The organism is Halomonas sp. 328 (assembly GCF_015645095.1).
Lineage (GTDB): Bacteria > Pseudomonadota > Gammaproteobacteria > Pseudomonadales > Halomonadaceae > Bisbaumannia.
On the sequence record NZ_JADOTW010000004.1, the window covers coordinates 121,971 to 147,189 of the forward strand.

A 25,219-nucleotide genomic window follows, 5' to 3' on the forward strand; every position below is an offset into this window, starting at 1 on the left:
GTTAGGCCGGCACCGCGCCGGGTTCCGGCAGCTCGGAGCGGCGTGCGAAGTGCTGTCGAGCTAAGGCCACCCGCTCGCTGACCGAGGCCCCGGCCGGCTGTCGCTCGATCAGGTCGAGGCGCCTGCGCAGCCCCTCGCCGTTGGCCATCTGAATGGCCAATCCGGGCCGGGCATTGAGCTCCAGCAGCATGGGGCCGTGGCGTCGGTCGAGGACCATGTCGGTGCCCAGGTAACCGAGACCGGTCATCTCATAACAGCTGGCGGCCAGGGTCAGCAGGGTATCCCACTCGGGGATACGCAGGCTGGCCAACTCGTGCCCGGTATCCGGATGGCTGGCCCGCGGGCGATCGAACTGGACCCCGCGCAGCGCCGTCCCGGTGGCGATATCCAGCCCCACCCCCACGGCGCCCTGGTGAAGGTTGGCCTTGCCGTCCGAGGCGGCGGTGGAGAGGCGCATCATCGCCATCACCGGGTAGCCACGGAAGACGATCACGCGGATATCCGGCACCCCCTCGTAGGTGTACTCGGTGAGCGACTCTTCGAAATGGATCAGGTCCTCGATCACCGCCACGTCGGGTGAGCCGCCCAGGGAGTAGAGGCCGGAGAGGATATTGGAGACGTGACGCTCCAGGTCCTCGCGCCCCAGGAGGGCGCCACTGGGCTTGACGTAGGCCTCGCCGGCACGCCCCTCGATGACCAGGATCCCCTTGCCGCCGCTGCCCTTGGCGGGCTTGATCACGAAACCGGCGCTCCCCGCCACCAGCTCCGCCACCCGCTTGACACCGAACTGGGTGGTGACGGTGCCGATCAGCGCCGGGGTGGTGATGCCGTGACGCTCCGCCAGGAGCTTGGTCTGCAGCTTGTCATCCACCAGCGGATAGAGGCGGCGATCGTTATAGCGGCCGATATAGCGGATATTGCGCCGATTCATGCCGATGATGCCCTTGGCCCTGAGGCGCCCGGGGCGGGTCCAGGCCAGGGCCCAGTCGAGCAGGCTCTCGGAAGACATCCTCAATCCTCCGCCGCCGGCTTGAAGCGGCGCAGCTCCAGCAGCCGATAGCCGGTGTAGTTACCCGCCAGCAGGATCAGCGACATCATCACCAACTGCAGTCCCAGGAAGTTGAAGGTGATATGGCGAATCCAGGGGTTGTTCATGGCCAGGTAGGCGAGCACCGCGGTGAGCAGGCTGCCGCCCCCCTGGATCAGCACCTCCTTGGGGCCTTCCTCCTCCCAGAGGATCGACATCCGCTCGATGGTCCAGGAGAGGATGATCATCGGGAAGAAGGTGATGGTCAGGCCGGCATTGAGGCCGAAGCGATAGGAGAGCACCGAGAAGATGGAGATGATGGCGATGACCGTGATGATCACCGCCGAGACTCGCGCCACCAATAGCAGATTGAGGTGAGAGAGGTAGCTACGGATGACCAGGCCCACGGCCACCACCAGCAGGAAGCCGATCAGGCCGGTGAGCAGGCTGGTCTGGATAAAGGCCAGGGCGATCAGCACCGGCATGAAGGTGCCGGAGGTCTTGATGCCCACCAGGATACGCAGGAACACCACCACCAGGGCACCGATGGGGATCAGCAGGATGGTCTGGAAGAGCGCCTGCTCCTCCAGGGGGAGGCTATGGATCGAGAAGTTGAGCAGGGTGTCATCGGCCAGCTGGTTACGCACCGCCGAGGCCGCCGGCTGGTTGTGCGTCAGCATCGAGAAGCTGACCCGGGAGTTGCTGCCCCCCTGCACCTCCAGCACGGCCTGGCCGGCGGTTTCCCAGAGCAGCAGGTCGTCGGGGCGGCCCTGCTCCCCGGTCTCCGGGTGGAAGATCGCCCATTGATCGCCGTCGAAGACCTGGATCCACGACGAGAGGCTCTGACGGCGGCGCCCATCCTCCAGGTGCAGCCCGCTGACTTCCCGGGCGGCGATTCCCGCTTCATTGAGCAGGCGAACCAGCAGCGGGGCGCGCTCGAACTGGGTGAGCAGCAGGCGCGCGTTCTCTCCCTGGCGCTCACCGGACATGTCGCGGATCAGCTCCCGGGCGAAGGTGTGGGGCGAGGCGCTGCGTGCCCAGGCTCGGTCGATCACCTGACGGGCCGCGGTGTCGAAGGGGCGCTCCCAGAGGATTTGGCGGGGCAGGGCGGGGGGCACCTGGACGGGGCCGCGGGCGTCGGGGGCCGTCAGCATCTGCACGGTGTAGTAGAGCTGCTGGGGACCATTGGCCTCGCGGATGGTCCACTGGGCTCGGCGACCTCCCTGCTCTTCGCGAAATGCCAGACCGTAGCCGGAGGAGGCGGTATGTTCGGTGAGCAGACGATAGCCCTGCTGATGATCCGGCAGGGCCATGTCGACGATCACCGGCTCGCCGCGGGCGGTGAGGTTGATCTGGGCTTCGATCTCCCACACCTGGCGCTGCTCACCAGGAAACCAGGGCACATCGAACTGCAGGTGACGGTGCAGGCTGAGGCCGATGCCGGCGAGCATCAGCAGGCTCACCAGCAGGTAGAAGGGCAGTCGCGACATAGGAGCTTCCTTGTATATCCCGGGCGGCATTGGCCGGCTGAATCACGCGGCAGGCGTCAGGGTGGGGCACTTGGCTAGGCGGGCCGCCTAGGGATCGCTATCGTCCCGGTCGAGGGCTTCATCGACGGCGGCCTCATCGGCGGGGCGTCCTCCGGGGAATTCCGGCCGCTGGTGAAGGTAGGTCTCGGCCACGTCGATCACCGCAATATCCATCATGAAGCGGCGCCCCAGCAACACCGGGTAATTGAGGTGGCTGCGATCATTGAGGGTGAACTCGACCGGCTGACGAATCGGCCCCAGGGTCATCACCAGGCTGACCACCGGGCGTGATTCGCTGCCGGCGGCCTGCAGGATGCGCACCCGCCGCTCCACCGGGGCCTCGATCCAGGCATTGCGGATGCCATCGACCACCACGTCATCCTCGGTGAGGCCCAGCTTGAAGCGCACCCAGTTCTGGCCATCCCGCTCGAAGGGGGTGATCTCCCGGGCGGAGAGGGATGAGGTGTTGGCACCGGAGTCCACCCGCGCCTTGAGGTAGGTGCCGACCTCCGGCAGGCCGATCCACTCGGAACGCCCCAGCACCTGCTTGCCTTCCAGTTGCGAGCTGTCGATGCCTTCGCACTGGCTGGCCACCAGGGTCGGTTCCTCGGCGCGCCGGTCCAGGGCCTCCTGCATCCCGTGCAGGCGATCCCCCAGCACGCGAATGTCGGCCAGCAGGTAGCGCCCCAGTCGCGCCTGGCGATCCTCCCAGTCGAGGCGTGTCTCGCAGCGCTCCATCAGTCGTGATTCCAGGGAAGCGATACGGGTCTCGAAGGCCTCGGCGCTGACGGGAGGCGGCCCGGGCTCGGGGGTCGGCTGCTGAGCACAGCCACCGATCAGGGCTAGGCCAACCCCGGCCAGGCCCAGGCGGGTCGACGAGGAGAGAGACGGGCGTCGAAATCGCGGCAAAGAGAACATGGGTCGGAAGTGTGTCCTATGCGGGTCTACCGTTTCGTTGGGGCTGCGATGGATGCGGATAATACGAAGCGCCGGGCGCGGCTGTCCATGCCTGCGCGGGGAGAACGCTCGTGGAATCACGGGGATGTCGACGTCTCCGAAACGGCGACCACATCATGACAGAGCGACGAAGCCTGTCAATGCGCCGGGTGAATGCCGGTTAGCGATGGCCTCGCACGAGACCGCCAAGGACATTCGATTTAACATAATATACATTATGCGAACTGCTGGTCATGTCATGAGGGGCCAGACATCAAGCCGATGGCATCTGGGCGTTTGCTGGGCTGGACGCAATACGCCCCCGGCAGAGCTGCCGGGGGCGCATCACTAGCCAAGGTCTGGCGCGACCTCAGAGCGGCTGGCTATCGTCGGCCGGTGCATAGGAGCCATCCTCGCGATGCACTTCCTTGCCGGTCAGGCCCGGGGTGAAGACGCAGGCCAGGTGCATGGTCTTGGAGGCACGCAGCAGGTGCTCGTCGTGCTGGTCGAGGATATAGATGTCGCCCGGCTTGATCGGCCAGATCTTGCCGTCGGCCAGGGTCTCCACCTCGCCTTCCCCTTCGATGCAGTAGACCGCCTCGAAGTGGTGCTTGTAGTGGATATGGGTCTCGGTGCCTTCGTAGATGCGAGTGATATGGAAGGAGCAGTTGCCGCCATCCTCGGCCAGGCTCAGGCGGGTGCTGTCCCAGTTGCCGTTCTCGGCCTTGACCAGGCGGTCGGTTTGACGGGCTTCTTCAAGATTGCGCACGATCATGGGGTCATCCTCATGCTGAAACAGTGACGGGCGCCCTTGCTGGGCGCCCGGATAATATCAGGGGCCTGTTAACGCCGCTCAGAAGACCGCCTTGACGCTGGCCTCGATGATCTCGAGGGCCTCGAGCAGGTCCTCATCGCTGATGGTCAACGGGCACAGACACTTCACCGCCTGACCGTCGTGGCCACTGGTCTCGATCACCAGGCCGCGCTGGAAGGCCTCGGCGGTGATCTTGTCGGCGCGCTCGCCGCTGCCCACGTCCAGGGCGCGCATCAGGCCGCGACCGCGCTCGGAGGCCGCGATGCCCTTCTCGCCCAGGTAGTCGGCCAGTTGCTGGAAGCGCTCGGCGACGATGCGCCCCTTGCGCTGGACGTCACGCTCGAGGGTGTCGTCGCTCCAGTAGGTGCGCAGCGCGGCGGCGGCGGTGACCATCGCCAGGGAGAAGCCCCGGAAGGTGCCGTTGTACTGGCCCGGCTTCCACTTGTCGAGCTCGGGACGCATCAGCACATGGGCGAACGGCAGCCCATAGCCGGACAGCGACTTGGAGTTGGTCACGATATCCGGAGTGATGCCGGCGTGCTCGAAGCTGAAGAACTTGCCGGTGCGGCCGCAGCCGGCCTGAATATCGTCGACGATCAGCAGGATCTTGTGGTCGCGGCAGATCTGCTCCAGGCGCTTGAGCCAGTCGAGGCCGGCGGGGTTGATACCGCCCTCCCCCTGCACCGTCTCGATGATCACCGCGGCGGGCAGGTCCAGGCCACTGGAGTTGTCGCCCAGCAGCTTCTCGAAGTAGTCGAGGGTATCCACCGCCTCGCCCAGGTAACCGTCGAAGGGCAGGAAGGCGGCGCCCTGGGTCGGAATGCCGCCGGTGGCCTCGCGGAACTTGCGATTGCCGGTGGTGGCCAGGGCGCCCATGGTCACGCCATGGAAGCCGTTGGTGAAGGAGATGATGTTATGGCGACCGGTGGCCACCCGCGCCAGGCGAATGGCAGCCTCCACCGCATTGGTGCCGGTCGGGCCCGGCAGGTGCACCTTGTAGTCCAGGCCGCGCGGCTTGAGGATCACCTCCTCGAGGGCCTCGAGGTAGTCGCGCTTGGCCTCGGTCCACATGTCCAGGCCATGGACGATGCCGTCGGAGGCCAGGTAGTCGAGCAGCGCCTGCTTGATCTTGGGGTTGTTGTGGCCGTAGTTGAGGGTACCGGCGCCGGCCAGGAAGTCGATGTACTCCTTGCCGTCTTCGGCGGTCAGGCGAGCGCCCTGGGCCTTGGTGAAGACCACCGGAAAAGAGCGCGAATAGGTACGGACTTCCGATTCCATGCGTTCGAGAATCTGGGTCTGCATAGGATCTCCTAGCGAATCGAGAAACAATAGGGGGAACGGCGCCGGTCAGGTGGCCGACGCCATCACAAAGACGAGAGCTTAGATATGCGCCGGCTGGAAGGGGCCGATACGCACCAGGTTTTCCGGGTCATGCTCGCCACCGAGCTGGTCGGTGGAGAAGTATTCACGGCTGTTGAGGGGCGCCTGCCAGCGGTCGGCCAGGCGGGTGAAGAGCCCCCAGGACGCCTCGTTATCCGGCGTGATGGTGGTTTCCAGGTGGCGTACCTCGGCCTGCTCCTCGCGGCGCATTACCGCCTCGACCAGGCGACGGGCCAGCCCGGTGCCGCGGGCCTTCTCGCCCACCGCCACCTGCCAGAGGAAATAGGTGTCGGGCGCATTGCTCTTCACGTAGCCGGAGACGAAACCGACGATCTCGCCCTCCTCGTTGGTGGCCACGGCGCAGGTATCGCGGAACTGAGTCGCCAGCAGCAGATAGGCGTAGGCGGAGTTGACGTCCAGCGGTGGACACGCCTTGACCAGCTCGTAGATGCCCCAGCCATCGTCCGGGTTGGGCTTGCGGATAAACAGCGGTGACTGGGAGTTGCCCACTACGGCATCGGCCACGCTGGGGCGGGCCAGATCGGCGGAGGGGGTGAAGGGGTGCGTCGATACGTTCATGGTTATAGTTCGCTATTGGCGAATTCGCCCAATACGATAACAAGGATTTATGCATAAATCAAAACGGCCCTTATCATCGTCGGGTTTATCCATAATCCGTGGTTATGATCGCTTTGCAGCGCCGTTGCCCTTCTGAGTTTAGCCCATCGGCGGCGGGCCACTTCGGCACTCGTCGGCCGCGTAAGCGGTGAGCCAACGCTTGCCGGGGCCTGGGCTGAACCAAAACGCCGAAGGCCATCCCGCGAGGGATGGCCTTCAGGATGCCGGCGGCGGATGACGCCGAAGTGACGATTCGATGCGTTATTCGGGATAACGACGGCTGACGCTGCGCAGGGTGACGAACTCCTCGGCGCCGGTGGGGTGAATGCCGACGGTGGCGTCGAAGGCCGCCTTGGTCAGGCCGGCGCGCACGGCGATGGCAATGCCCTGGATCACCTCGCCGGCCTCCTCGCCCACCATATGGGCCCCCACCACCACGTCGCTCTCGTCATCGACGATCAGCTTCATCAGGCAGCGCTCCTCGCTGCCGGAGAGGGTGTGCTTCATGGGCCGGAAGTCGGTGCGATAGACGCGGATGGCGCCGCACTGCTCCCGGGCCACCTCCTCGGAGAGGCCAACGGTGCCGATATTGGGGTGACAGAAGACCGCGGTGGCGATCTTGTCGTACTCCAGCGGCTTGGGGGTACCCTCGCCGAAGTGGGCCTGGACCATCTGCATCGCCTCGGCGAGCGCCACCGGGGTCAGCTCGGGGCCACCGATGATATCGCCCAGGGCCAGGACGGAAGGCACCGAGGTTTCGAAACGCTCGTTGACCTTGAGGGTCCCGTCGTCGTTGAGCTCGACACCCAGCGCGTCCAGGCCCAGGCCGGCCAGGTTGGGCTTGCGTCCGGTGGCCGCCAGCACGGCATCCACTTCGAGCACCTCACCGCTGGTGAGCATCACCTTGAGGACCTCGCCCTCCTTGTCGATGCGCTCGATATTGGTCTCGAAATGCAGGTTGACGCCCTTCTTGGCCATCTCGTCCCGGGTGAATTCGCGTACCTCGTTGTCGAAGCCGCGCAGGAACAGGTCGCCCCGGTAGACCAGATGGGTCTCGCTGCCCAGGCCATTGAAGATACTGGCGAACTCCACGGCGATATAGCCGCCGCCGAGGACCAGGAAACGCTGGGGGAAGGCCTCCAGGTCGAAGACCCGGTTGGAGTCCAGGGCGTGCTCCTTGCCGGGAAAGTCCGGCACCCAGGGCCAGCCACCGGTGGCCACCAGGATCTTCTCGGCGCTGAGGGTCTCGCCGGCGACCTCCACGCGATGGGCATCGAGCACCCTGGCGCGGCCGTTGATCAGGCGCACGCCGGCGCCTTCCAGCAGGCGGCCATAGATGCCGTTGAGGCGCTTGATCTCTTCGATCTTGTTGTCGCGCAGGGTCGCCCAGTCGAAGCGCGGCGCCTCGGGCAACGTCCAGCCGAAGCCGGCACTGTCCTCGAAGGCATCATGAAAATGGGCCGCATAGGAGTAGAGTTTCTTGGGGACGCAACCCACGTTGACGCAGGTCCCCCCCAGGTAGCGATCCTCGGCGACGGCCACCCGGGCGCCGGTGGCCGCGGCGGTACGGGCGGCACGCACGCCGCCGGAACCGGCGCCGATGACGAAGAGGTCATAATCGAACTGGGACACGAAATTCTCCTGAAGCCTTGGGTCGTCGATGATGGGGGATGATACCACCGGGGCTCCGGCTTGACAGGGCCTCGGATAGATAGTCGATAACTATCAATGTGATAGCCCTGTCGGAGCGAACCGTCCATTGGCATTTCTTCGACCCGACGCCCCTCTGTGGCGCCAGGCGCGTTACACTGCAACCCCGATCGTGCCCATCGCGGCGCGCCATCCGCTCAACTCAGACCTGACGAATGAAAAAAGAGATCAAACGACTCGTCGAGCGCAATCGCCAATGGGCCGAGGGTATTCGCCAACAGGACCCCGGCTTCTTCGATCGCCTGGCACAACAGCAGAATCCCGACTATCTATGGATCGGTTGCTCAGATAGCCGAGTCCCCGCCAACCAGATCATCGACCTGCCCCCCGGCGAAGTCTTCGTCCACCGCAACGTGGCCAACCTGCTCCACCACAACGACCTCAATGCCCTCTCGGTGCTGCAATACGCCGTGGAGGTGCTGCAGGTGCGCCATATCATGGTGGTGGGGCATTATGGCTGCGGCGGCGTTCGCGCCGCCGTCAGCGGTGGTGACAATGGCATGGTGGACATCTGGCTGCACTCCGTGCGCGAGCTCTATGCCCAGCATCGGGAGACCCTGGACCACCTGAGCCTGGATGAGCAGGTGGATCGCATGTGCGAGCTCAATGTCCAGGCCCAGGTCAATAACCTCTGTCGTACCAAGATCGTTCAGCATGCCTGGCAACGCGGACAGCCGCTGGCGATCCACGGCTGGGTCTATGGCCTCAAGGATGGCCATGTCACCGATCTGGGCTGCACCGTGGAGCGCCTCGATCAGGTAGAAGCGCTCTATCGTATCGACGGCTTGACCCCCGCCGGCTGAGACAAGGCGGGCTCAGTGCTTGTAGCGGCGATGACAGCTGCGGCAACTGAGACTGAGCTCCGAAAACGCGCGGGTTGCCTGGCGGTAGTCTTCCGCCTCGGCGGCCTCGGTCAGGTCGGCAACCCGCGCCTCCAGGGCCTCGAAGCCCTCACCGAAGGCTTCCCATTCGTCCCAGATACGTACCCGGGCGTCGCTGCCGCGGCCGTGACTTCCCTCGATGAAGGCCGGCAACAGCCGCTCGCCCCGCGCGCGCTCGGCCAGCTCCGCCAGGCGTGGCGCCGCGCCGCGGGCATCGCGATTATTGATCAGGTCGAAGCGCAGCTGACGCACCAGTCGTTCGATCTCCTTGAGTTCGTCACGTCGCCAGGTCACCGCCTCCCGGGGCGTCTCGAAACGCGGCGCCTGCGGTGATTCGGTGGCCTGGGTGGTCAAGCTGGCCAGCAGCAGCGCCAGGCCGACCCAGCCGCCCTTTCCCCAGCGTGTCGTCATGCGTCTCTCCTCTCGTGAACGGCGGTGATTCAGGCTGCGCATAATGCCAGTCATTATTTCGATTGTCGCGACCACCGCCGGCTCTCTATGGTTAGTGCCGTCACAATAGATAACAACCCGTTAGGGAAACGACATGACTTTCAAGAAGACTCTGCTGGCGTCGGTGATCGGCGCCGCCCTGGCCGCGACTGCCCTCCCCGCCACCGTCTCCGCCGAGACATTGCGTATCGGCTACGCCGCCGACCCGGAGACCCTGGACATTCACGAGCAGCTCTCTGGCGGTATGCTGCGCTTCTCCCACCTGGCCTTCGACCCCCTGGTACGCTGGACCCAGGATTTCCAGTTCGAACCGCGCCTGGCCACCGGCTGGGAACAGCTCGACGACACCACCGTGCGCATTCGCCTGCGTGAAGGCGTGAGCTTCCACTCCGGCAATCCCTTCACCGCCGCCGACGTGGTCTGGACCATCGAGCGCCTCAAGGAGAGCCCCGACTACCGGGCCATCTTCGAGCCCATCGCCGGTGCCGAGGCCGTGAACGAGCACACCGTCGACATCACCACCGACGGCCCCTACCCGCTGCTGCTCAACCTGGCCACCTATATCTTCCCGATGGACCGGGAGTACTACAACGGCACCACCGACAACGGCCAGGACAAGGCAGAGATCGTCAAGGCCGGCAACTCCTTCGCCTCGCGCAACGTCTCCGGCACCGGTCCCTTCATCGTCACCGAGCGCCGCCAGGGCGTGCGGGTCGAAATGGAACGCTTCGCCGACTACTGGGATAACGACAGCGAGGGCAATGTCTCGCGCATCGTCCTGACCCCCATCGCCGAGAACGCCGCCCGGGTCTCCGCCCTGCTCTCCGGTGGCGTCGACTTCATCGATGCGGTGCCGCCCAACGATCTGGAGCGGGTGCGCCAGGCCCAGGGCATCGACCTGGTGGAGATCCCCGGCACTCGCATCATCGGCTTCCAGCTCAACGAAGAGCGCGTCGAGGCCTTCGCCGACCCGCGGGTCCGCCAGGCGGTGGCCTACGCCATCAACCAGGAGGGCATCGCCGACCGCCTGATGCGCGGCTTCGCCTCCCCGGCGGCCCAATTCTCGCCCCCCGGCTACTCCGGCCATAACCCGGAGCTGACCCCGCGCTACGATCTGGAGCGCGCCCAGGCGCTGATGGAAGAAGCGGGTTACGCCGACGGCTTCAGCATCGACATGATCGCCCCCAACAACCGCTACGTGAACGATGCCCAGATCGCCCAGGCGGTGGCCAATATGCTGGCGCGCATCAATATCAACGCTAACCTGCGCACCATGCCCCTGGCCCAGTACTGGCCGGAGTACGACGAGCGCACCTCCGACATGGCGATGATCGGCTGGCACTCCGACACCGAGGACAGCGCCAACTTCTTCCAGTACCTCTCCGCCTGTTTCGACGCCGAGACCGGTGCCGGCCAGTACAACTACGGCGGCTACTGCAACGAAGCGCTCGACACCCTGGTGGCCCGTGCCGACGGCGAGACCGACCTGGAGGCACGCAATGCCATGCTGCGCGAGGCCGAGGCGATGCTCCATGAGGACGCCGGGTTCATCATGCTGCACTGGCAGAACCTGGCCTATGGTGCCCGGGAAGGCGTGGAGATCGCCCCGGTGGTCAATGCCACCGACTTCCCCTACCTCGGCGACCTGGTGATCCAGCGCGACTGATCCCGCTCGCCATCGCCCCCCGATGGCCGGCCCCTCGCCCCCGTGGGCGAGGGGTCCCGTTAGGGAAACGCTGAACAAATCGGCGAGCGGAGTTGAAGCGCAAGGCGCACGGCGCGCAGGAACCGGAGCCTATGCGGTATAGGTGAGGATTTCGAGCACCGCGCAACGCAGCGATTTGCCCGCGCAGGCATTTGGGCAGCGTTTCCTAAGTGACTACCCAGACAGGCTACCCCCCCCATGATCGCCTTTCTTACCAAGCGGCTGATGCACGCCCTGATGGTGATGTTCATCATCAGCGTCATCGCCTTCGCCATCCAGGACAACCTGGGCGATCCCATCCAGCAGATGGTCGGCCAGTCGGTGCCGGAGAGCGAGCGCGAGGCCCTGCGCGAGCAGTTCGGCCTCAACGACCCTTTCCATGTGCAGTACCTGCGCTTCGCCGGCAACGCCCTGACCGGCGATTTCGGCACCTCCTACTTCTATCGGGAGCCGGCGCTCGAGGTGATCGCCCGTCATCTGCCGGCGACCCTCGAGCTGGTCTTCGGTGCGACCCTGCTGATCGTGCTGCTGTCGGTACCCATCGGCGTCTACAGCGCCATCAAACCCCGCTCGCCGATCTCGCGCTTCTTCATGGGCGCCTCGATCATCGGGATCTCGATCCCGGTCTTCCTCACCGCCATCCTGCTGATCCAGGTCTTCTCCATCGGCGTGACGGTGACCCTCTTCCCGCAGGGCACCGCTTGGGGTAGCTGGCTCAATGCCGCCCTCTCCACCAGCGGTGGCATGCCCTCCTTCGGGCGCGGCCATGACCTGGTGCACGTCTTCGGCCACTGGGAGACCAACCTGGCCAGCCTCGACGGACTCAAGCACCTGGTGCTGCCCTCGGTGGCGCTGGCCTCCATCATGCTGCCGCTGTTCATCCGCCTGATTCGCGCCGAGATGATGGAGGTGCTGCAGTCGGAGTATGTCAAGTTCGCCCGGGCCAAGGGCATCGGCGTGCGACGCATCTATTTCATTCATGCCCTGAAGAACACCATGCTGCCGGTGATCACCGTCGGCGGGGTACAGATCGGCACCATGGTGGCCTACACCATCCTCACCGAAACGGTCTTCCAGTGGCCCGGCATGGGGCTGATGTTCCTCGATGCCATCAATCGCGCCGACATCCCGCTGATCGTCGCCTACCTGATGATCGTCGGGGTGATCTTCGTGGTCACCAACACCCTGGTCGACCTGATCTACGGCCTGGTCAACCCCACCGTCAAACTGACAGGTAAGCCCGCATGAGACCCCAGACTTCTTCCCCGGCGGCGGCCCCGGGGCGCTGGCAGCGGCTGCGTGACTCCTTCCTGCTCTACAGCTTCAAGCGCGACCGGGGCGCCCAGCTCTGCCTGGCGATCCTGCTGGCCCTGGTGAGCATGGCCCTGCTGGCCCCCTGGCTGGCCTCAACCGACCCCTACGACCTGGCGCAGATCGATATCCTCGCCTCGGAACTGCCGCCCTTCTGGATCGATGGCAGCGATCCCGCCTATGTCTTGGGTACCGACGCCCAGGGACGCGACCTCTGGTCGATCATCCTCTATGGCACCCGGGTATCGCTGCTGATCGGCTTCGGTGCGGTGCTGCTCCAGGCCCTGCTGGGAGTGGTCTTCGGCCTCCTGGCCGGCTACCTGGGCGGGCGCGTCGATGCCGTGCTGATGCGCCTGGCGGATATCCAGCTCTCCTTCTCCACCCTGATGGTGGCCATCGTGGTGGGCGCCGTGGTCAAGGCCACCCTGGGCGGCAGCTTCTACAGCGACTACGCCATCCTGATGCTGATCCTGATCATCGGCCTGGCCGAGTGGCCCCAGTACGCCCGCACGGTGCGCGCCTCGGTACTGGCCGAGAAGCGCAAGGAGTACGTGGACGCCGCCAAGGTGATGGGCCTGAAATCGCGGCGCATCATGTTCCGCCATGTGCTGCCCAATACCCTGTCGCCGATCTTCGTCATCTCCACGGTGCAGATCGCCAACGCCATCATCTCCGAGGCGGCACTATCCTTTCTGGGACTGGGCATGCCGGAGACCCACCCCTCGCTGGGCTCGCTGATCAAGGCCGGCTTCGACTACCTGCAGTCCGGGGCCTGGTGGATCACCCTGATTCCCGGCGCCTTCCTGGTGGTGCTGGTGCTGTCGATCAACCTGCTCGGCGACTGGCTGCGCGACGTCATGAACCCGCGTCTCTACAAGGGCTAAGGAGCACTTCATATGGCACTTCTCGAAGTTCGCGACCTGGATGTGCGCTTCGCCCTGCGCCAGGGCGAGGTCCGCGCCCTGCGCAATATCGACTTCACCCTGGACCGGGGTGAACGCCTCGGCCTGGTGGGCGAGTCCGGCGCCGGCAAGTCGGTGGCCGCCTTCAGCCTGCTCAACCTGATCGCCCGGCCCGGCTATATCGCCGGCGGCAGCATCCGCTTCGACGGCCAGGAGCTGATCGGACTCGGCGAGCGACAGCTGCGGCGCATCCGTGGCAATCGCATCTCGATGATCTTCCAGGATCCGATGATGACCCTCAATCCGGTGCTGACCATCGGCGAGCAGATGGTCGAGTGCCTCAAGGCGCATCGCCGCATCTCCTCCCGAGAGGCCCGGGCCATCGCCTTGCACAAGCTGACCCAGGTGCAGATCCCCTCCCCGGAAACGCGGCTCGACCAGTACCCCCACGAGCTCTCCGGGGGCATGCGTCAACGGGTGATCATCGCCATCGCCCTGCTGCTCGACCCGGACATCATCATCGCCGACGAGCCGACCACGGCGCTGGATGTGACCATCCAGGCGGAGATCATGACCCTGCTGCTGGAGCTGTGCGAGAAGCACAACGTGGGACTGATCCTGATCACCCACGACCTGGGGGTGGTCAGCCAGGTGACCCAGCGCATGCTGGTGATGTACGCCGGACGAGTGATCGAGGCCGGCCCCACCCGGGAGATCATCAACGACCCCCAGCACCCCTATACCCAGGGCCTGATGAATGCCCTGCCGCAGATGGCCACCCCGGGCAGCCACCTCAACCAGATCCGCGGCAGCATGCCGCCGCTGAGCCAGCTGCCCTCGGGCTGCGCCTTCCATCCCCGCTGTGACTTCCTGGCCCGCGCCGACGGCAGCGAACGCGCCGCCTGTTCCCGCCAGGTACCCGACTTCGTCGCCTCCGGCAACTGCCGGGTGGCCTGCCATATGGTGGCGGAAATGCTGGCCCAGGAGGCCACGGCCACCGAGGAGGATAGCCCATGACCGCCCTCGTCGATCCCGCCACCGAGGCCCGTCATCAGACGGCGTCGACGCCGAGGCAGGAGAGTGCGCCCTTGCTGGAGATTCGTGGCCTGCGCAAGCGCTTCGATCTCTCCGGCGATTTCCTCGAGCAGCTGCGCTTCAAGGGCGGCCGCCTGGTGCGCCACCAGGAGTTCGTGCATGCCATCAATGGCGTGGACCTGACCATCCAGCGCGGCGAGGCGCTCTGTGTGGTGGGTGAGTCCGGCTGTGGCAAGTCCACGGTGGCACGCACCGTGATGGGGCTGCTCTCGCCCAGTGCCGGGGAGATCCACTACGACGGGGCGCGCATCGACCACCTCTCGTCCAAGGCGCTGCTGCCCTACCGCAAGCGCATGCAGATGATCTTCCAGAACCCCTACGCCTCGCTGAATCCGCGCATGACGATTCAGCAGACCCTGGAGGAGCCGATCCGCCTGCACCACCCGGACTGGTCCCGGGAGAAGATCATCGCCAAGGTACGCGAGGTGATGGCCTCGGTGGGGGTCGACCCGGAATGGGGCGCGCGCTTCGGCCACGAGTTCTCCGGCGGCCAGCGCCAACGCATCGCGATTGCACGAGCGTTGGCCGTCGACCCGGAATTTATCGTCGCCGACGAGCCGATCTCGGCGCTGGACGTCTCCATCCAGGCCCAGGTGCTCAACCTCCTGATGGACGCCCAGCAGGAGCGCCACCTCACCTACCTCTTCATTACCCATGACCTGGCGGTGGTGGAGCACTTCGGTACCCGGGTGGCGGTGATGTACCTGGGCACGGTGTGCGAGGTGGCGCCGACCCGGACCCTGTTCGCCACGCCGCGCCACCCCTATACCCAGGCGCTGCTCTCGGCGATCCCACGCCTCGAGGACGACCGCCCCCAGCCGATTCGCCTGACCGGCGAGGTCCCCACCCCGGTGAACCTGCCCTCCGGGTGTGTCTTCCATGGGCGCTGCCCCTATGCCGAGGCGCGCTGTCGCCGGGAGGTGCCGAGGCTGGTGGCCCAGGCCGATGGCAGCCAGGTGGCCTGCCATGCGGTCGAGGAAGGACGCCTGTAAGGACGCCTGGACAGCCGTAGAGAAACGAGTGTTTTAATGGCAGAATCTACTGCCTCTTGGAATAAATCCAATAATACTTTCGGTAAAACTGATAAATCATGGAAATTCGTTGGCTGGAAGACTTTATCGCCCTGGCCCGCACCCGCCACTTCTCGCGGGCGGCGGAGGAGCGCAATGTCACCCAGCCCACCTTCTCGCGACGCATCAAGCTGCTGGAAGAGGAGATGGGCACCACCCTGGTCAATCGCCAGACCCTGCCCCTCTCCCTGACCCCGGCCGGCGAGGAGTTTCTGCGCCTCTGCCAGCAGGTCACCCAGCGTGTGCAGGACACCCGGGAGCGCCTGGCCCGGCTCGCCGAGGCCCAGGCCAACCGGCTGCGCCTGGCGGCCCCGCAGAGCCTGCTCTCCCACTTCCTGCCGGAATGGTTGGCGGCCCACCACGAGGATCCCCCCCTGGAGCCCTACCTGAGGGCCACCGGCTGGCTGATCGACGACTACTTCCAGGCCCTGGATCGCGGCGAGTGCGATCTGGTGCTCTGCTACTGGCCCCGGGAGGGGCACTTGCCGGAGTTGGAACGGCCCGACTGCGACTATCGGCGAGTCGGCGAGGAGCGCCTGATTCCCCTCTCGGTTCCGGATCCCGATGGCCGTCCCCGCTTCTCCCTGGGGAGCGGTCCCCGAGAGAGCCTGCCGCTGATCGGCTTTCACCCCCGGGGGCTGATGCATGCCGCCATCCAGGGGCATCTGGCACGCCTCGGCGAAGCTCCGGCCTTCCGGGTACTCAACGAGAGTATCCAGAGTCACAATATTCGCGAACTGATCGGCCTCGGTTATGGGATGGGCTGGCTGCCGGCACGGCTGGCCGCCCCGGCCCTGGCCCAAGGGGAGCTGGTCCCCGCCGGCGATACCCGCTGGGAGATCCCCCTGGAGATCCGCCTCTATCGCCAACCCCAGGGGCCTGCACCGGCCCTGGACAGGCTATGGCAGGCCCTGGGTGACCCACTGCCCACGACCTGATGGTCTGACCACCCCTCGATCTTCGCCCGTTTTCGTACGGAGCCTAAGGAGTCCTCGATGACCAACGACCTCGCCGACGCCCAGCGGGCACACCTCGCCCGGCTCGACCAGGCCTATGCGGCCCTGCTGGCCGAGCATGGCTATGACGGGGTGCTGCTCTACAGCGGCCGGGCCCATCGCCATTTCGCCGATGACCAGCATGCCAGCTTCGCCGCCTATGGGCATTTCCTGCACTGGGTGCCCCTGGCCGGGCTGGAGCATAGCTGGCTGCTGATTCGCCCGGGTCAGGCCCCCTGCCTGCACTTCCATGCCCCCCGGGACTTCTGGCACCTGGCCCCGCAACTCCCCGAGGAGGCCTGGGTCGAGGCCTTCGAGGTGGTCTACCAGGAGGATGGCGAGGCACCGCGGCTGCCCAGGGGGCGTTTCGCGGTGCTGGGCGAGGTGAGCGAGGCTCAGGCCGAGCGCCTGGGCGCCGCCCTCAACCCCGAGGCCCTCACCCTGGCGCTGGACGAGCTACGGGTGCGCAAGAGTGACTATGAGGTGGCCTGCCTGCGGGAGGCCAACCGCCGGGCATTGGCTGGCCATGGCGCGGCCCGTGACGCCTTCCTGGCCGGCGGCGCCGAACTCGACTGCCAACTGGCGTACCTGAAGGCGGCGCGGATCCGCGAAAGCGCGCTGCCTTACCAGAGCATCGTCGGCATCAATGCCCACGGCGGCGTGCTCCACTACCAGCACTACGAGCTCGAAGCCCCGGGGCAGGCCCATAGCCTGCTGGTGGACGGCGGGCACCGGTATCGCGGCTACTGTGCCGATATCACCCGCAGCTGGGCGGGGCCGGCGGCCAGTGACGACTACCGGGCCCTGCTCGCCGGGATGGACCGGCTGCAGCGGCAACTGGTCGGTGAACTGGCCCCGGGCATCGGTTATGTGTCGATGCAGGAGCGCATGCATCGGGGCCTGGCCGAGCTGCTGGTGGCACACGGCCTGGTCAAGGCCAGCGCCGAGGCGGCTTTCGACACCGGCATCACCCGGGCCTTCTGCCCCCATGGCCTGGGCCACCTGCTGGGCCTGCAGGTCCACGACGTGGGCGGGCGCCAGGACGCGCAAGGCCGCCCCCTGCCCCCGCCTCCGGCGCATCCGGCCCTGCGCCTGACCCGGCCCCTGGAAGCGGGGATGGCGATCACCGTGGAGCCGGGGCTCTATGTGATCCCCATGCTGCTGGAACCGCTGCGCCAGGGCGCTACCGCCGGGATGCTCGACTGGGCCCGCGTCGAGGCCCTGGGCGACCATGGCGGGATTCGTATCGAGGACAACGTGGTGATTACCGGGACCGGGAACGACAACCTGACCCGCGATCTCGAGGCGAGCCCTTGACCGGGGACAAGGCCTCGCCTCGCGGGCCTTGCCTCTGGGCCGGGTCACGATAAGCTAGAAGGAGACGAAGGGGCCTCGCCGGGCCCCGCTTCTTGCGCACGAGGCCGGCATGACCCACGCCATTGTTCCCGCCGATTTTCGCCCGCCCCGGGGGCTGGCCAACCGCCATCTCCAGACCTTGTTGCCACGCCTGCTGCCGCGTCGGCGCCTGGCGCGAGAGACCGAGATCCTCAACCTGCCCGACGGTGACTTCGTGGAGCTGGCCTGGGTGCGGCCGGCCCCCCCGTCGCCGCAGGCGCCGCTCTTCGTGCTCTTCCATGGCCTGGAGGGGTCCTTTGATTCTCCCTATGCCCGGGAACTGCTGGGGGCGGCGGCGGACCTCGGTTGGCGGGCGGTATTGATGCATTTCCGCGGCTGCGGCCAGGCCCCCAACCGTCTGCCGCGGGCCTACCATAGCGGGGACACCGCCGACGCCTACTGGGTGCTGGGCCAACTCGGCCACCGCTATCCCCAGGCCCTCAAGGTGGCCGCCGGGGTCTCGCTGGGCGCCAACATGCTGCTCAAGCTGGTGGCGGAACAGGGCGGCGACGGCCTCGACCTGGCCGGTGCCATCGCCATCAATGCGCCCCTGGATCTCGCCGCCAGCGCCGATGTCCTCAATCGTGGCCCGGCCCGGCTCTACCAGCGTCACCTGCTGGCCTCGCTGAAGCGCAAGGTCGCCCTGAAGATGGCCCAGGGCCCCCTGCCCATCGGCCTCTCCCCCCATCAGCTCAAGGAGCTGGACACCTTCTGGGCCTATGACAACGAGGTCACCGCGCCCCTGCACGGCTTCGCCTCCGCCAGCGACTACTACCGCCGCGCCTCGGCGGGCCCCCTGCTCGGCGACATCGAACTCCCCACCCTGATCCTGCATGCCGCCGATGACCCCTTCATGCCTGGCGACCTCTTCGAGCACCTGCCCGCGCCCTCGGCGGCGGTACGGGTCGAGATCAGTCGCCATGGCGGCCATGTGGGCTATATCGAGCGTCGTGGCCTGCGGCTGCACTCCTGGCTAGCCCACCGCCTGGGTCGTCAACTCGAGGACTGGGCCCGAGTGCCCATGGGGCGGGGGCGAGCCACCGCCACCATGCGCTGACCGGCGAAGTCCGATCAGTGGCCGGGGCAGCCGATCCCGGTTCCCTTGAGGCCGCAGTAGCCGCCGGGGTTCTTGGCCAGGTACTGCTGGTGATACTCCTCGGCGTAATAGAAGGCGTCGAGGGGCGCGATCTCGGTGGTGATGGTGCCACGCCCGCCCCGGCTCAGGGCCTGCTGATAGCGCTCGCGGCTGGCCTCGGCCGCCGCCTGCTGGGCCGCGTCACTGGTATAGATGGCCGAACGGTACTGGGTGCCGATGTCATTGCCCTGGCGCATGCCCTGGGTGGGGTCGTGGGCCTCCCAGAACACCGCCAGCAGCCGCTCCAGGGGAAGCGCCGCGGGATCATGGATGACCCGCACCACCTCGGTATGGCCGGTCAGACCGCTGCAGGTCTCTTCGTAGGTGGGGTTGGGGGTATGCCCGCCGGCATAGCCCACGGCGGTGACCCAGACCCCGGGCAGCTGCCAGAAGAGCCGCTCCGCTCCCCAGAAGCAGCCCAGACCCAGGACGATCTCGCGATAGCCTTCCGGCCAGGGCGGCAGCAGGCTACGCCCGTTGACGTGGTGGATGCCGCTGATCTTCAGCGGCGTCTCGCGGCCCGGCAGGGCCCGTTCCGGGGTCACCAGGGTCGGCTTGTCGAACATCTCACTCTCCACTGTCACGCAGTCGCGGATTGCCGCGCCTGCTGAAGGTATAGACCAGATCCACGGCCTGGGCGGCACCGGAGACCGCCTGGACATAGAGGTTGCGCCACAGGGTATAGCGTAGGGTCAACTCGGCGATGGGCGAGAAGATCCCCACCCCGTAGCTGATGCGCAGGTCATCGGTGAGCTGGCCGGCCACCACCACCTGGCTCTCCTCGCCGGCACCGGCGGTCTCCAGGCGCAGGTCCTCGATGCCGAAGGCTTGACCGAGCTGGCCCACGGCGCCGCCGGTCTGGGACAGGGTCAGGCCCACCAGCGCCGAGGTCAGGGCGCCGTCCGCATCGCTCTCGTCCGGGGCCCGGCCGCGCAGCAGGTAGGAGAGCGCCCGCGCCTCGTCCATCGCCGGCTCGGAGAAGATACGCAGTTCCGGCTCGTCGGCGAGTCCAGTGATGCGCAGGCCGGCGATCACCTCGTCCTGGGTGATATCGGGGTTGCGGATCGCTTCCACTTCCAGCAGTGGCTGGTCCGGGGGCCCGCTGAAGATCAGCCGCCCCTCGCGAATCAGCAGATCCTGGCCGAAGGCGCGGAAGCGCCCATCGACCAGATTGACATCGCCGAACAGCTGCACCGGGCCAGCGGCCTGACGCACCTCCAGCTCGCCGGTGAGGCCCGCCTGGAGTCCATAGGCCTCCAGGCGCATGTCCGGGCCCAGGCCGAGGGCAACGCGCACGTTGACAGCCATACCGGCCTGGCGAAGGTTCGCGGCGGCGGACTCCTGGGCGGCCAGATCCTCTTCGGAGAACGCCGCCAGACGAAGCCGCTCGCGCACCTCTTCCTCGGTCACGATGACCTCGTCGGGACTCGGCGAGACCACCCCCGGGGGAAACTGTCCGACTTCCAGGCGGGCCCAGGGGATCTGCACCCGGCCCCCCACATCGAGGCTCGCCGGGGTCACGGCGATGGTCAGCTCCGGAGCCAGGCGCAACCGGCCGAACTCGGGAAGCACCGCCAGCAGGGGGTCGTCGCGACCATCCACGCGCACCTCGATCGCCCACTCCTCCAGACTCGGCCAGGCCGCGTCCCCGCGGATATCCAGCCGCCCTTCGTCGCCATGGATCTGGCCATCGATGGTGCCGCGATCGCCGGCCAGGTCGATACCGAGGCGCCCCTCATGGATGGCCACCGGCAGATCGAGGCCGCTGGCCTCGAGGCCTTCCAGGGCAATGCGTCCACGCAGGTCCGGGGCCTCCAGGCTGCCGGCAATGGCCACCCGCCCCTCGAGGCGCCCTTCCAGGCGCTCCATGCCGGCCACCAGGGTGCGATAGCGCGACAGGTCGATGGCATCGAGGCGCAGCTCGCCGCTCAGCGCCTGGCGTCCCAGGGGGTCATCCACCCGGGCGCTGAGCCCCAGCTCGCCAGCCTCGGCCAGGGTCAGGGCCAGGTCGGCCTCGGCCTGGGCCTCGCTGGCCTCGAGGGCGAGGCGTAGCCGTGAATCAGGCAGCTCCCAGGGTTGCCCATAGGCGTCCTCGCCGCTCAGGGCGATACGACTGGCCAGCTCGCTGACCAGGCGCCACCGGGCGCCCCCCTGGGACCAGTCGAGGCCGATATCGCCATCGGTCTCCCCGGCCAGTTGCCACCCCTCGGGCATCGCCGCCTCGACCAGGTCCATGGGCAGGCCATCGAGGCGCAGGGCCAGGCTGCCCGCCGCCGCCGAGGCACGCAACGGGGCGGTGCTGCACAGCCGCCCCCCCTCGCGGCGCGACAGGCAGAAGGGCTCGGCCTCGACGCGCCCCGCCTCGAGGGCGACCTCGAAGCGCAGGCTATCCTCCAGGGCCAGGTCCCCTTGGGGCAGGGTCGCTTCCAGGGGGGCGAGGACGCCGCGATAGCGTTGCTGGGCCTGATTCAGTCCCCCGTCCAGTCCCATGACCAGGCGCTGCAGGGGCCCCGAATCATCGCCCTCCAGCTCGAGCTCGAGGCGGTGCGTGGAGAGGCGCCCCCCCAGGATCAGGGCCAGGTTGGCAAAGCGCTGGTCGGCGGCGACCAGGCCGCTGGCACGGAGTTCGGCATCCACCTGGGGATCCTCGATGCCCGCCCCTTCGACGGCCAGGGTCAGGCGCGCCACCCGGTTGCCCTCGAACGCCAGATCGCTGCCCTCGAGGCTCAGATCGACGGCCGGTGCCTCCAGGCTACCGGCCACCGTGAAGTCACCGGCCAGGCGCCCTTCGAGCCCCGCCATCAGGCTCTGGAGTTGCGGGGCCTCGAGGCTCCCGGCGAGGTCCAGCCGCTGATCGACGCGGCCGGCCAGCGAGAGGCGATTGTCGCCCTGGCGGGCCTCGAGGCGGGGAATATCCCACTGCATCTCGCTGTTGCCGCTCAGGCTCGCTTCCACCGCCAGGGGCAGCTCCTGAAGCTCGCCCGTGATGGCCAGTTCGGGAATCGCCAGCTGCCAGCGATCACCGACCAGCCGAAACTCGGCGGAGGCCGTGCCATCGAGGCGTCCGCTCACCGCCTCGGTAAAGAGGCCCGGATCCAGCGCCTCCAGACGCAGTTGAGCCGCGAGCCGGATGTCATCCCCCCAGTCGACGCGTCCCCGGCTGACCAGGTTGCCCCGGGGCAGGGTCAGCGACAGCGGCGTCCAGGCGAAGTGGGCGAAGTCGCCCTCACCGAGCAGGGCCAGATCGGTGGCGGGCAGCTGAGCCCCTTCGACCCGGGCCCGTAGCCGCGCCTGATAGCCCAGCAGGCTGCCCTGCAGGTCGAGCCCCAGGTCCTCGATCCGGTAGTCGGCGTCGCCATCCGGCATCAGGGGCCATTGCAGTGCCTCGCTGTCGAGGCGCAGGTGAAACGGCAGGGTGGGATCGAGGGCATCGATCGCCAGGCCCAGTCGGGCGCTGACCGCCCCGCCGCTCTGCAGTCCCGCCTCCAGGTCACCGAGGCGACCGCCGAGGGTCAGGGTGAGGCGCTCGCCCTCCAGTTCCGGCAGGGCCGGCAGCTCGTGTACCCGGGCCTCCAGGCGCGCCTCCAGCGGATAATCCCCGCGCATCGCCACCTCGGCTTCCAGACGCAGGCTGGCCTGGGGATGATCGATCTCCAGGCGTCGCAGGATCAGGGTATCGCCGCTCCCCTCGGCCTCCAGGTAGAGGCGGTCGAGGCGTTGCGCCACGGCACCGGAGAGCTCGACGTCCTCCACCAGCAGCTCGCTGATCGCCAGGTCCAGGGGCAGCCGCACCTCCGGCAGGACCAGCCGCTCACGCTCGGCCAGGGGCGGCGCCGATGCCGGCACCGGGTGGCGCTCGGCCACGGCGATCGCCGCATCGATGGCCTCGGCGCTCAGGGCGTCATCGCCGAGTGCCAGGCGCTGCCCGGGGCTCGGCGGCAGGTAGAGACGCAGCCCGGAGAGCCGGGTCGCCAGCAGGGTCGCTTCCTCGGCCTCGCCCTTGGCCCCGCTGACGAACTCCCGCCAGCCGAGCCGGGTGCCATCGGCGAGGCGAATGTCGGCCTGGGTCACCGCCAGCTCGCGCAACTCGATGGGCAGCGGCAGCGTGATCCGCTCCAGGGGCTCCCCCTCGGGGGCCTCGGTGGTTTCCGTGGCGGCCAGGTCCACGCGAAGGTCATCCAGGGCGAGCCGATCGAGACACAACCGCCCCCGCAGCAGGCAGTCGCTGGCCCAGGCCCACTCGAGTCGACCGATAGCCACGTCGGCGGGCCCCGCTTGCAGGCGCAGGCCATCCACGACCAGGCGATCCAGGGGGGCACCCTCGACACTGGCATAGTCGATCAGACCACGCTCCCGGGCCTGCTCCAGGGCCAGGCCGGTGCCCCAGGGCGAGAGCAACAGGCCGAGGGCGAACAACAGCAGGCCCAGCAGCCAGAGCGGCAGCCAGAGCAGCAGGCGAATCAGGGCCCAGCTCAGAATTCGGGCCCGATGGCGAAGTGAAGGCGCCACGCGTTCTCCTCATCGTCGAAGGGGTGGGCGATGTCGAGGCGGATGGGCCCCACCGGGGAGACCCAGCGTACGCCCAGGCCGGCCCCGGTCTTGAGTTGGTCGGGCCACCAGTCGTCGAAGGCGTCGCCGGTATCGACGAAGGCCGCCGCCCACCAGTTGCCGGTCACCCGGCGCTGTACCTCGGCGCTGGCGGTGAACAGCTGTCGCCCGCCCCGCAGTCGTCCCTCTTCGTTGCGCGGTGCCAGGCTCTCGTAGCCGTAGCCACGCACGCTGCGGTCGCCGCCGGTGAAGAAGCGCAGCGAGGGCGGGATCTTGTCGAAATCGTTGGTCTCGATCAGGCCCGCGCCGGTGCGCCCGATCAGGCGGGTGTTGTCACCCCACATGCGGATCCACTGGGAGTCCAGGGTCGTGCGGAAAAAGCTGGCGCTGGAGCCCCAGCTGGTGTCCGAATACTCGAAGGCGAGGCGCTGGCGATCCCCCCAGGTGGGGAAACGCGGGTTGCGGGTACGGGTCCGCGACCAGCTGATCCCCGGATAGAGCAACCAGACCCGTTCGGCTTCGCCGCCCTGGGTGAAGTCCTCGAAGCTGGAGCGCAGATAGAGGCTCTGCACCCAGTGGTTGTCGAAGCGCCACTGGCGGGCGATCTCCACCGAGCTCTCCAGGCTGCGGGTATCGTCCTGGTCGCGGTGACGCAGGCCGTACTGAAGGCGGTAGTTGTCCCTGAGCGGGTCGGCCAGGGGCAGGCGATACTCCCCCGAGAAGCGCTGCTCCGGCTGGGAGATAAAGAGGTCGTGATTGAGGCTATGCCCGCGGCTGTTGATCCACGGCTGGTTCCAGGCGAAGCGGGTCCGAGGCCCCACGTCGGTGGCATAGCCCAGGGCCACCTCGAACTGATGACGATCCGCCGGCGTCAGTTGCACGCTGACCGGCACCTCCTCGGGGCCATCCGGGCGCGCACCGCCCTCCTCGCCGGGCAATCGCGGACGCACCGACACCGAGCCGAACCAGCCGCTCTGTCCCAGGCGCTGGGTGTACTCGGAGAGATCGCCGGCCAGGTAGGGATCCCCCGGGGCGAAGTTGAGCATGCGCTCGAGGCGATCGAGGCGGATATGACTGCCCTGGATATCCACCTCACCGAAGCGGTAGCGGGGACCGCTATCGAAATTCAGGGTGATATGGGCGCTCTGCTCCCAGGGGCGCACCTCGAGGCGTCTGTCACGGAAGTAGGAATCGAAGTAGCCCCGCTCCAGGGCCAGGCCCGCCAGGCGGTTACGCAGGCGGTCATAGGGGGCATGGCGCAACGGCTCGCCTTCGGCCAGGCCGTGGGACGCCAGGACCTCCTCGAAGGCCGCGTCTTGACCGGCCGCGCCACGCACCGAGATAGCCAGGCGCCGCACCACGACCTGGGGGCCCGGGGTCACGGCGATCTCGACCCGGGTCACCGGCTCCCCCACCAGGCTCAGCTCGAACTCTGGCTCGTAGTAGCCGAAGGGCCTCAGCGCCTCGGCCGCCCGCCGGCGCACCTCGGACTCCAGCCGGGCGGGACTGTACTGCTCGCCATCGAGGGCCGCCAGGTAGTTCTCGATATTGTCCGCGGCCTCGCCTTCGATGCCGCTGATACGGGCCGACAGCGCCCAGGCGGGAGCGGGCAGGGTCAGGGCCGCCGCCAGCAGAGCGGCCCCCAGGACACGCCGCCGCTGCACCCCATGCAATAGAGCTCGGATAACACGACCTCCCTGTTCTCTTCGCTAACGACT

Annotated in this window: 20 protein-coding genes; 9 read left to right on the forward strand and 11 right to left on the reverse strand. The window is 67.3% G+C overall.

Annotation, left to right across the window (positions count from 1 at the left end):
• Position 1: 1 nt before the first annotated feature.
• The 7 genes from IHD13_RS03035 to gorA form a co-directional block, all read right to left on the reverse strand.
• A complete protein-coding gene (locus IHD13_RS03035) occupies positions 2–1,009 on the reverse strand; it encodes an alpha-L-glutamate ligase-like protein (RefSeq protein WP_195859563.1) in 1,008 nt (335 codons plus the stop codon).
• A 2-nt stretch (positions 1,010–1,011) separates the two neighbouring features.
• Entirely contained in the window at positions 1,012–2,517 is a 1,506-nt protein-coding gene (locus IHD13_RS03040; protein WP_195859564.1) for an inactive transglutaminase family protein, read from the reverse strand.
• A gap of 87 nt (positions 2,518–2,604) precedes the next feature.
• The gene (locus IHD13_RS03045; protein WP_195859565.1) at positions 2,605–3,474 is read right to left on the reverse strand and encodes an ATP-dependent zinc protease family protein; all 870 of its coding nucleotides are present in this window, start codon (positions 3,472–3,474) and stop codon (positions 2,605–2,607) included.
• Positions 3,475–3,862: 388 nt separating this feature from the next.
• A complete protein-coding gene (locus IHD13_RS03050) occupies positions 3,863–4,267 on the reverse strand; it encodes an ectoine synthase (protein ID WP_195859566.1) in 405 nt (134 codons plus the stop codon).
• A gap of 78 nt (positions 4,268–4,345) precedes the next feature.
• Complete coding sequence (gene ectB, locus IHD13_RS03055; RefSeq protein WP_195859567.1) at positions 4,346–5,608, reverse strand: diaminobutyrate--2-oxoglutarate transaminase; 1,263 nt, start codon at positions 5,606–5,608, stop codon at positions 4,346–4,348.
• A gap of 78 nt (positions 5,609–5,686) precedes the next feature.
• The gene (gene ectA, locus IHD13_RS03060; RefSeq protein ID WP_195859568.1) at positions 5,687–6,265 is read right to left on the reverse strand and encodes a diaminobutyrate acetyltransferase; all 579 of its coding nucleotides are present in this window, start codon (positions 6,263–6,265) and stop codon (positions 5,687–5,689) included.
• A gap of 300 nt (positions 6,266–6,565) precedes the next feature.
• Positions 6,566–7,936: a glutathione-disulfide reductase gene (gorA, locus tag IHD13_RS03065; RefSeq protein ID WP_195859569.1), complete on the reverse strand. Its 1,371-nt coding sequence runs from the start codon at positions 7,934–7,936 to the stop codon at positions 6,566–6,568.
• 233 nt (positions 7,937–8,169) lie between these two features.
• Here gorA and can point away from each other — a divergent pair, with 233 nt between their 5' ends.
• Positions 8,170–8,817 (forward strand): carbonate dehydratase, encoded by a 648-nt coding sequence (gene can, locus IHD13_RS03070; protein ID WP_195859570.1) that lies wholly within the window; start codon positions 8,170–8,172, stop codon positions 8,815–8,817.
• Positions 8,818–8,829: 12 nt separating this feature from the next.
• On the opposite strand, the gene IHD13_RS03075 is transcribed toward can, so the two are convergent.
• Entirely contained in the window at positions 8,830–9,306 is a 477-nt protein-coding gene (locus IHD13_RS03075) for a cytochrome c (protein ID WP_195859571.1), read from the reverse strand.
• Between the two features lie 133 nt (positions 9,307–9,439).
• Here IHD13_RS03075 and IHD13_RS03080 point away from each other — a divergent pair, with 133 nt between their 5' ends.
• The 8 genes from IHD13_RS03080 to IHD13_RS03115 all read left to right on the forward strand — a co-directional run bounded on the left by IHD13_RS03080 (position 9,440) and on the right by IHD13_RS03115 (position 18,875).
• Positions 9,440–11,011, forward strand: coding sequence for an ABC transporter substrate-binding protein (locus IHD13_RS03080; RefSeq protein ID WP_195859572.1), 1,572 nt, complete (start codon positions 9,440–9,442; stop codon positions 11,009–11,011).
• A gap of 237 nt (positions 11,012–11,248) precedes the next feature.
• Positions 11,249–12,298 (forward strand): ABC transporter permease, encoded by a 1,050-nt coding sequence (locus IHD13_RS03085; protein ID WP_195859573.1) that lies wholly within the window; start codon positions 11,249–11,251, stop codon positions 12,296–12,298.
• A complete protein-coding gene (locus tag IHD13_RS03090) occupies positions 12,295–13,245 on the forward strand; it encodes an ABC transporter permease (RefSeq protein ID WP_195859574.1) in 951 nt (316 codons plus the stop codon). The genes IHD13_RS03085 and IHD13_RS03090 overlap by 4 nt, the downstream gene beginning before the upstream one ends.
• Before the next feature lie 12 nt (positions 13,246–13,257).
• Positions 13,258–14,280 (forward strand): ABC transporter ATP-binding protein, encoded by a 1,023-nt coding sequence (locus tag IHD13_RS03095; RefSeq protein ID WP_195859575.1) that lies wholly within the window; start codon positions 13,258–13,260, stop codon positions 14,278–14,280.
• Entirely contained in the window at positions 14,277–15,350 is a 1,074-nt protein-coding gene (locus IHD13_RS03100; RefSeq protein ID WP_195859576.1) for an ABC transporter ATP-binding protein, read from the forward strand. Before IHD13_RS03095 ends, IHD13_RS03100 begins: the two co-directional genes overlap by 4 nt.
• A 98-nt stretch (positions 15,351–15,448) precedes the next feature.
• A complete protein-coding gene (locus IHD13_RS03105) occupies positions 15,449–16,366 on the forward strand; it encodes a LysR family transcriptional regulator (protein ID WP_195859577.1) in 918 nt (305 codons plus the stop codon).
• Positions 16,367–16,423: 57 nt separating this feature from the next.
• Positions 16,424–17,740, forward strand: a complete 1,317-nt coding sequence (gene pepQ, locus IHD13_RS03110; RefSeq protein WP_195859578.1) for a Xaa-Pro dipeptidase — start codon at positions 16,424–16,426, stop codon at positions 17,738–17,740.
• A 109-nt stretch (positions 17,741–17,849) separates the two neighbouring features.
• On the forward strand, positions 17,850–18,875 hold the full coding sequence (locus IHD13_RS03115) for a hydrolase (RefSeq protein ID WP_195859579.1): 1,026 nt from the start codon (positions 17,850–17,852) through the stop codon (positions 18,873–18,875).
• A 14-nt stretch (positions 18,876–18,889) separates the two neighbouring features.
• On the opposite strand, the gene msrA is transcribed toward IHD13_RS03115, so the two are convergent.
• Genes msrA through tamA form a run of 3 tightly spaced genes read right to left on the reverse strand, consistent with a single transcriptional unit; the run spans position 18,890 to position 25,174 of the window.
• Positions 18,890–19,519 carry a peptide-methionine (S)-S-oxide reductase MsrA gene (gene msrA / locus IHD13_RS03120; RefSeq protein ID WP_195859580.1) on the reverse strand — a complete coding sequence of 210 codons (630 nt, stop codon included), beginning with the start codon at positions 19,517–19,519 and terminating at the stop codon, positions 18,890–18,892.
• 1 nt (position 19,520) lies between these two features.
• Positions 19,521–23,462, reverse strand: a complete 3,942-nt coding sequence (gene tamB, locus IHD13_RS18410; RefSeq protein WP_195859581.1) for an autotransporter assembly complex protein TamB — start codon at positions 23,460–23,462, stop codon at positions 19,521–19,523.
• Positions 23,426–25,174 carry an autotransporter assembly complex protein TamA gene (tamA, locus tag IHD13_RS03130; protein ID WP_442786558.1) on the reverse strand — a complete coding sequence of 583 codons (1,749 nt, stop codon included), beginning with the start codon at positions 25,172–25,174 and terminating at the stop codon, positions 23,426–23,428. The genes tamB and tamA overlap by 37 nt, the downstream gene beginning before the upstream one ends.
• Positions 25,175–25,219: the final 45 nt, after the last annotated feature.